11 protein-coding genes are annotated in these 6,790 nt (G+C 35.3%); 4 read left to right on the forward strand and 7 right to left on the reverse strand.

Annotated features, from left to right (window positions below):
* Together L950_RS23530 and L950_RS31120 are read left to right on the forward strand one after the other, a co-directional pair.
* A partial coding sequence (locus L950_RS23530; RefSeq protein ID WP_037525755.1) for a hypothetical protein occupies positions 1–323 on the forward strand: 323 nt, incomplete at its 5' end.
* Positions 310–474, forward strand: coding sequence for a hypothetical protein (locus L950_RS31120; RefSeq protein ID WP_197086666.1), 165 nt, complete (start codon positions 310–312; stop codon positions 472–474). The genes L950_RS23530 and L950_RS31120, both read left to right, overlap by 14 nt.
* Positions 475–845: 371 nt before the next feature.
* Here the strand turns inward: L950_RS31120 and L950_RS23540 are convergent, their stop codons facing one another.
* From L950_RS23540 to L950_RS23570, 6 genes are all read right to left on the reverse strand, one after another.
* Positions 846–1,406, reverse strand: a complete 561-nt coding sequence (locus tag L950_RS23540) for a class I SAM-dependent methyltransferase (protein ID WP_021189006.1) — start codon at positions 1,404–1,406, stop codon at positions 846–848.
* A gap of 275 nt (positions 1,407–1,681) precedes the next feature.
* The gene (locus L950_RS23545; protein ID WP_021189007.1) at positions 1,682–2,233 is read right to left on the reverse strand and encodes an ASCH domain-containing protein; all 552 of its coding nucleotides are present in this window, start codon (positions 2,231–2,233) and stop codon (positions 1,682–1,684) included.
* A 2-nt stretch (positions 2,234–2,235) separates the two neighbouring features.
* Positions 2,236–3,090 (reverse strand): SDR family oxidoreductase, encoded by an 855-nt coding sequence (locus L950_RS23550; RefSeq protein WP_021189008.1) that lies wholly within the window; start codon positions 3,088–3,090, stop codon positions 2,236–2,238.
* A 65-nt stretch (positions 3,091–3,155) separates the two neighbouring features.
* Positions 3,156–3,950: an AraC family transcriptional regulator gene (locus L950_RS23555; protein ID WP_021189009.1), complete on the reverse strand. Its 795-nt coding sequence runs from the start codon at positions 3,948–3,950 to the stop codon at positions 3,156–3,158.
* A 477-nt stretch (positions 3,951–4,427) separates the two neighbouring features.
* Positions 4,428–4,637, reverse strand: a complete 210-nt coding sequence (locus tag L950_RS23565) for a hypothetical protein (RefSeq protein WP_021189011.1) — start codon at positions 4,635–4,637, stop codon at positions 4,428–4,430.
* On the reverse strand, positions 4,634–5,536 hold the full coding sequence (locus L950_RS23570; RefSeq protein ID WP_021189012.1) for a hypothetical protein: 903 nt from the start codon (positions 5,534–5,536) through the stop codon (positions 4,634–4,636). The genes L950_RS23565 and L950_RS23570 overlap by 4 nt, the downstream gene beginning before the upstream one ends.
* 183 nt (positions 5,537–5,719) lie before the next feature.
* Between L950_RS23570 and L950_RS28980 the strand changes: the two genes are divergently transcribed.
* Positions 5,720–5,896: a DUF5675 family protein gene (locus tag L950_RS28980; RefSeq protein WP_156169837.1), complete on the forward strand. Its 177-nt coding sequence runs from the start codon at positions 5,720–5,722 to the stop codon at positions 5,894–5,896.
* Positions 5,880–6,023 carry a hypothetical protein gene (locus tag L950_RS28985; protein WP_021189013.1) on the forward strand — a complete coding sequence of 48 codons (144 nt, stop codon included), beginning with the start codon at positions 5,880–5,882 and terminating at the stop codon, positions 6,021–6,023. Before L950_RS28980 ends, L950_RS28985 begins: the two co-directional genes overlap by 17 nt.
* A gap of 258 nt (positions 6,024–6,281) precedes the next feature.
* On the opposite strand, the gene L950_RS23575 is transcribed toward L950_RS28985, so the two are convergent.
* The gene (locus L950_RS23575) at positions 6,282–6,695 is read right to left on the reverse strand and encodes a winged helix-turn-helix transcriptional regulator (protein ID WP_031287688.1); all 414 of its coding nucleotides are present in this window, start codon (positions 6,693–6,695) and stop codon (positions 6,282–6,284) included.
* Positions 6,696–6,790: the final 95 nt, after the last annotated feature.

The raw sequence follows: 6,790 nt of genomic DNA on the forward strand, positions 1-6,790 counted from the left end.
ATTTAAACTCGTTTCACTCAGGCAGAAATTCATTTTTAACGCCTCTTTTTCGGTGCAATTACGCAGTCGGAACGCTAGACCTTTTAATAATTAAAAACATGAAAAAGATAATTCAAAAAATAAGCCGTGCGCTACAGGTGGTGCTGATGGCGCAGATTAAACTGCCGGGAAAGGCAATAAATATTATTAAATACATTGCTCTGGGGCTTGGTGTGGTGGAGACCGTAATGGATGATAAAGACAAAAAAGGAGAGGAGGAGTCACCTCCGGCAGACCAGCTGTTAATTGATAAAGAAAAGGAGGTTCAGGATGAAATGGAATGATATCCGTATAGGAACTTTAGGGGGTACGCTCTGTTCGATATGGGTTAGCTTTTCTCTTGGTGATGTCGCGCATACCGCATTGATGGCGGTTGTCGGGACAGTCGTGAGTTATGTGACGAGCCGACTGTTGGGAAGGATAAGGAAAAGGTGATAAAAAGGAGATTCTTTATAGAGTCTCCTTTTTATTTTAATTAATTTGGCATTTGCTTTTCCAACTTTAATATCTTTATCAGAACTTAAAACTTATTATTTCCATAAAGCCACTTGTTGGTTCAATGTAAATTTTGTTTTCCCCATATAATGTTTTTTCCATTGACTGTGTTGAATCAGATGTTATTATATTTCCTTTAAAAAATTGGATCAACCCGGTGATATCAAATGTATGATAAACCATAATTGGCCAACCTAAACCTTTTTCTAGTGAACGAAGCATGAGTCGGGATTTCTCCCGATTGCTTTCATGAACAGCTTCAAATGGTATAACATAGTCCAGTATTACTGCTTTCTGTCCATCAGCGGAGGCTAATTTTCAAGCAAAGTACTGAACTTATCTCGGCTGATGTAATAAACAAAACCCTCCAGTAAGAATATCGTCGGGATTGATGTATGATAGCCCATTTTTTTAATTTCAACCAACAAAGGATCAATATCGGTAGCATCATGAGTAATCAGCTTTAATTTATCATTATCACCGATCAATTTGGTATACATAGCACGTTTTTCGTCCATAGATTCCATGTCAACTTCAAAAATAGTCTCGATTTGATCATGATATTGTTCTAGCAGATAAAGTGAAAGCGGATCAAGACCAGCTCCTAAAATACAGACCTGGAATTTTGGGAATTGCTTAGCATAGTCTTCGAAAAGATGGCGGATATACCGCTTTCTCAGTATTGCGATTGACTCGGAGTGTTCGAATACTTGTTTAAAACTCTTTACGAGCGATTCTCCTTCTGAAGTATCGATATTTTCTACATATGCCTGGCATGTTTTTCCGTCTCGATAAAGTTCATTGGCTAAACAAAGCACTAAACTGGCTGTCGGTGAAATTTTGAATTTACTTTTTAAGGGTTCGCTGATCATGATTAAAAAAGGTTGTAGTTGAAGGTGTAAGTGTTTTCTATCGCTCTTTATTATCACAATAATACCAAATAAAATGAAATTGTAAATAATTATTTTACAATATTTTCACAAATATTATCTTGTAGTATTGATTACTGAGGGGTAAATCCTTAGTTCCATACTTTAAAGGGATCTGAACCTCTCATCCCAGCTCACTTTTTACTACCTTTATTTGTGAACTGTTTCTATTAGGTTGTTAACTATTTTAATTTACAAAGTTTGTTTAAATATTCGCTTCATAAAGGAGAAAGTTCGTAACCTACATTACGGCTTATGGTCAAGCCTAAATTTTTCAATTTTCGGATATTCAGCTTTAACCATTCTTTTTCAAATCCTGTCAATTCTGCTATACCTTTGTCATGTAAATTGGGATTGTCGTTTATAGTAGATAGAACTTTGTTTGTCCAATGTTGCTTCTTACTATAATTGTCTAACCGTTCTAATTTCTTTTTTAAATCGGTAAATACCTTTTCTGATAGTTCCGTTTGTTCTCTCAACTTAACTCGTGGCTCTGCGGAATGATAGCTGACAGATATTTTAAAAATGGTTTCTGTACTATTGTGCGTAAATGATTTTAGTAACTGTTGTTTATCTGTAAAACCTGCCTCTATTGCATGCTGTTCGGTTATACAATTTTCGCTTATGTTTTCAATTTTACCGATTTCAATCAAACCAACAGACGTATGTAAAAGGCTTCCGCATTTTACAGAAGCCTTTTGCCATTTACGAAATGCCAATGTGATTTTTCCCGATTTAATACCGTTCAGATGTACTTCCTTAAACAACATAATCAAAAGATTTTTATAAACTCGTTCAAGACTAACGGTTTTCTACCAAGCAATTTTTCTAGTGTGTTGTCAACATAGGAAAACTCACCTATTTTAATACCATTTGCCATACTGACCAATAAATTGACTATTTCAGGAGGCACTCGGTAGCTAGTCAGTTCTTTTCTGAAGAATTCCTCTGAAATATCGCTATGTTGTACTGGTATGCCCTTTTCTGTAAAGATTAGCTTTGCCAATTCATCAAATGAATACGCTTTATTGCCTGTTATTTCATAGATTTGATTATCGTGTGTACTTTCTGTTAGTACTTTTACAATAGCTTCTGCAATATCCATTCTGGAGACAAAACTTATCTTTCCCTCGCCCGATGGGTAACGGATTTCGCCCGATTGCAACGCATCTCCAATAAGTTCGGGAATGGCTTCCATATACATACTGTTTCTTAAAAAAGAATAAGGTATTTTTGTCCCTTTTATCAATTTTTCTGTTTCGTATGATGTTTTAGTCCCTTCAAATATCCTGTTGGCTTGGGTCTGTACCATACTTGTATAAACAATGTGTTTTACGTTGTTTTCTAGCAATGCGTTTACCACATTTTTTTCCTGCTGTTTAGCTGTTTTCAAGTCTACTCCGATAGTGGAGATATGCAAGGCCTTTTCAACACCTTTAAACGCTTCCAGAAGCGTTTCATAGTTGTTGTAATCTGCTTGCCTGACAATAATACCTTGTTTAATAAAATCATGTACCCTTTCTGGGTTTCTGACAATGGCAACAATGTTTGTAGGTGAGACTTGCTGCGATAAAAATTGAATAGTGGCTTTGCCTAAGTTTCCGCTTGCTCCTGTAATGGCTATCATAACTCTTTTTTTGAAGCAAAGTTATTAGGCTTTTTTTCGATAAAATTGGATAAAACCGACAGTATCTAAACTTTCCATTCCGGAAAATTCGAAACGATCTCATTGGCATGGAGCTTGAATTTCTTTGGACTTGTTCCTGCAAATTCTTTGAAATCCCTGATAAAATGTGATTGGTCAAAATAATCACTTTGATAAGCGATGTCGGTCAATTTTTCAAAGGGGGTTTTACGTATGATTTCTAAGGCAGATTGAAATCGACCTATTTTCGAGAATAACTTGGGCGAGATGCCAATGTACTGTTTGAAATATCGTTCCAATGAACGTTCGGACATTTTAAGCTCATTTTGCACATCTTGCAAACTCATTCCTTTTTCCAGTTGTGCGATTGCAAAATCTGGTTTTTCACTATTGATATTTGTTCGTTGCAACTGCCGCAATAAGAATGTAGAGAGTAATACTATCTTTTCATCAGTGCTTGCTGTATTTGAAATCTGTTCAGTTATAGTAGTTTTTAGTAGATCGTCTATGTCAATATGTTGGTTCGTCAATTCGCTTGCATCTATTCTGAAGATGGATTTAAGTGCGCTCGGCTGAAAGTAAATTCCAATATTTTGGAAACTGTTTATTGCTCTTTGTTCAGTATATCGTGTAGTTTGTCCATATACGAATAATTGTGGTAATTCCTGATTGTTCTTGTCTCGAAATGCCTTTTTGTTAGTTTGAAAAATAAGACCTGGCATACCGTCTGACATTATCTTAAATATTTTTTCAGAAAAATCCAGACTATTACCCTCCAATACCCAAAAGTAGCGAACATATTTCCGCAGTGGTTCTATTGGATATATTTGTTGATAAAACATGTGTTATTTTTTAACTCTGAAATATAGAGATTTTTATGCTGAAATCAAATTCACCTGTTTTTTCGATCACAGTATTAGTTCAATTAGAAAAGCGCCTATTAGATTTCCGGAAAAGGCTCTGAATATTATTAAATACATCGCTCCGGGGCTTGGTGTAGTGGAGACCGTACTGGATGATTAGGAAATTGTTGTATTACCATCATGCACATTCTCAAATATAACATCGCAAAAGATTTATAAAAAAACCCTCGAAAGGATATCTTCGAGGGTTTCAAATTTTAAAATTTATCAAAAAATAAAATTTATGAACAGCTTAAAATTATGCAAAGGCATAATGATCTGCTATGGTACTAAGATACAAAAGTGAAGTTGAAGATGCAACTTAATTGCAATTTAAACTTTATCTACTGTTTGTATTTCTGTTGCTACTAACAGGAAGGAGTAAAATCGTAGATCTTTGTCGCTAAAGTGATTTTTTTACTGTAAACCCAAAGAGAGTGTTGTTATTACTTTTTGAGCATTCGTGGTGTTTGCTTGTAATGTAAGCGTGTAAATTCCAGCTTTCAATGAAGTATTATTTTTGACACTTACCATTCCTGTTCCTTTGTCTATGGTAAATACTGTTTCAGAGTCATTAAATACACGACCATCTTTCTCTATAGAAGAAATTTCAAAGCCGGATATCAATTTCTCTGGAAAAAAGTGGGTTGAACCATGCTACCACCTTCAACCGAGCTGCGTCTAAAGCTGGTATTGATCTTTTTAATGGATTTGGTAGACGGATCGAGATATAAATCGCCAAAAAAGAATTCAATTTTTGGAATGTACCTGACCGAAAAACTTGCTGAGCCGATAGCGAAACCATCTTTCTCCAATTTAGGATTTAATTCCATGTATTTGTCATTCTCTTGGTTTGGGTTACCTTTCCAATAGACCTTTAGCGCATTGTCCTGCAATGAAAGTCCGACCTCTTTTGCTTGTGCTTCATTTAACTTTAGTATTAAGTTTTTTGAAGGAACTGGCTTTGTTAAAGTAAAATAACTGTCTGTGTCTGTATACAAAATATTAAATATTTTCAGTTGGCCTTTTTTTAAGTCGTCAAAATATTTAAATTGAAGATCTTCCAGCTCTAAAACACGTATTGACAACAATTTCTGAGCGACTTCTTTACCATCAGTTGATTTGGCGGACACTGTTACGCTGTATTGTGCAGGAATTTTTTTGCCATTTAAACTGGAGGTGGTTCCATTAGGATATAATTCTTCGCTTTTAATAAACAATTTTCCAGATTTATCGACAAAAATTGCTTTTTCAAGTTGATTATGCAATGTTATTTGGGGTGTAATCTGTACATTCTCGGTGGGTTCAAAATCTATAGAAAAATTGACACCATTTCCCTGATTAACAATAAATGTGTTTAAGTCAATTGTATCATGTTTCCCATACTCCAGATTGATGTCTGCGGGTAGGTCAAAGGAAATCTCAGGTAATGCCATCGCGCCATCTTTTTTACAGCTCATTAAAGCCAACATCAATAATCCATAGACTAAAAAATGCGGAGGTCTCATGTTAAATGTTTCTATCATATCTATTTATTTAATAATAGGCGAAGTAATAAATAATTCTGAAAAAGCAACAGTGTTGCATTTGTGAAGTTGTATTTTGTGTTATGTATAAAAATTCTGAACAGTTTAGGAATCCATATTTTATAGTCGTACTGGAGGAACATTGAGTTGGCAGCAGGGAATGTAAATAGTTAAAACATAAAAATGTCAACAAAACAAATCTTGCATCTCCAACGGATTTTTAGAGAGCAAGGGTCGAAAGGTATCCTCACTTTTGAAGGTGAGGTAATCTGCCGTACTATCGAACTGCCCTGGCGCAATAATTTGGAGAGACTTAGCTGTATCCCGGTAGGGAGTTATAAACTTGAAAAACGAAAATAATACCGCACATGGTGAGCAGATCGGAATTCCGGCTGTACTAGGTCGCGAAAAAGGAGAGGAGGAGCCTACACCACCAAAGCAGATCTTGCCGAATCAAGAAAAGGAGGTACGGGATGAAAGGCAATGATATCCGTATCGGAACTCTAGGAGGTAAGCTCTGTTCCATCTGGGCAAGTTTTTCTCTTGCTGATGTTATGCATACTGCCTTGATGGCTGTAGTCGGGACGGACCTGAGCTATGTGACTAGTCGACTTCTAGGGAGAATAAGGAAAAAGTGATCATGATACAGGAGCAGGCAACTAGGTATTTGCTCCTGTAAATATGTTAGGGAGAATTCAACTTTGCTAAACTATATTTAAGGTATAGTATATTCTCCTATAAAAAATCAAGGGTTTTTTACAAAATCCAATAATATTTTCTTCTGTTTTTTTATAAAACCTGCTTTGTCTTTTTTTACAGCATTAATAATCTCTTTCTGTTCTACGGGTATCGTGTAATATTTATCTGCCCATAATTGCATCTCAATCAATAATGGGAGTAAATCTATTCCCTTTTTAGTAAGCGTATATAACACTTTTGCTTTACTTTCCGGATGTTCTAATTTACTGATAAAACCATTTTCTTCGAGCATCAACAATCTTGAAGCCAAGATATTCGTTGCGATCTTTTCCTCAGATTTTAAGAAGTCACTATACGTGCATTGCTTCGATAGCATCAAATCCCGGATGAGCAGTAATGACCACCTATCTCCTAAAATATCTAGTGAACAGCTGATAGGGCATTGCGATCTATTTTTCATAATAATGTACTTTTTTTTAAAAAACACTTGCATTTTGCAAGTTGATATTTATATTTGCACTTGCAAATGCAAGCAATTTACGATTTTAAATTATT

Origin of the sequence: Sphingobacterium sp. IITKGP-BTPF85, from assembly GCF_001006065.1 — a bacterium.
Taxonomy (GTDB): domain Bacteria; phylum Bacteroidota; class Bacteroidia; order Sphingobacteriales; family Sphingobacteriaceae; genus Sphingobacterium; species Sphingobacterium anhuiense.

What these genes read in the sequence shown, in the direction of transcription:
- L950_RS23550 (WP_021189008.1), bottom strand. Translation starts at nt 3,090, where the DNA reads ATGATAGCCATTACAGGAGCAAGCGGAAACTTAGGCAAAGCCACTATT.
- L950_RS23575 (WP_031287688.1), bottom strand. Translation starts at nt 6,695, where the DNA reads ATGAAAAATAGATCGCAATGCCCTATCAGCTGTTCACTAGATATTTTA.
- L950_RS23570 (WP_021189012.1), bottom strand. Translation starts at nt 5,536, where the DNA reads ATGATAGAAACATTTAACATGAGACCTCCGCATTTTTTAGTCTATGGA.
- L950_RS31120 (WP_197086666.1), top strand. Translation starts at nt 310, where the DNA reads ATGAAATGGAATGATATCCGTATAGGAACTTTAGGGGGTACGCTCTGT.
- L950_RS23545 (WP_021189007.1), bottom strand. Translation starts at nt 2,233, where the DNA reads ATGTTGTTTAAGGAAGTACATCTGAACGGTATTAAATCGGGAAAAATC.
- L950_RS23555 (WP_021189009.1), bottom strand. Translation starts at nt 3,950, where the DNA reads ATGTTTTATCAACAAATATATCCAATAGAACCACTGCGGAAATATGTT.
- L950_RS23540 (WP_021189006.1), bottom strand. Translation starts at nt 1,406, where the DNA reads ATGATCAGCGAACCCTTAAAAAGTAAATTCAAAATTTCACCGACAGCC.
- L950_RS28980 (WP_156169837.1), top strand. Translation starts at nt 5,720, where the DNA reads ATGTCAACAAAACAAATCTTGCATCTCCAACGGATTTTTAGAGAGCAA.